Below are 289 nucleotides of genomic sequence, written 5' to 3' on the forward strand. Positions count from 1 at the left end.
AGCATTTACATTAACCTTAGTAATAGATTTCCAACAACCATTTTCATCTTTGTAATTATCTATATTTAATTCTCCAAAAGCATATATCTGTTTACCTTTTGTAAGATACTGTACAAGATTTTCTACATGTTTTCCTAACTGTTCACAAGGTATAAAATCAACTTTCTTTTTGCCTTCTCTATCTTTGTATTTTCTATCTACTGCTACCCTAAATAAAATTTTAGGTGTACCCGAATTTGGAAGATATTTCAGCTCAGCATCTGCAACTAATCTTCCAACTAAAGTTATT

Annotated in this window: 1 protein-coding gene; it reads right to left on the minus strand. The window is 29.4% G+C overall.

What is annotated here, in order from left to right; genetic code table 11:
- Nucleotides 1-288 (minus strand): single-stranded DNA-binding protein (locus KGF39_RS19665; protein ID WP_227823601.1); only part of this gene is annotated, 288 nt, incomplete at its 3' end.
- Between the last annotated feature and the right edge of the window lies 1 nt (nucleotide 289).

This window comes from Clostridioides sp. ZZV14-6345 (genome assembly GCF_020657775.1).
Lineage (GTDB): Bacteria > Bacillota > Clostridia > Peptostreptococcales > Peptostreptococcaceae > Clostridioides > Clostridioides difficile_D.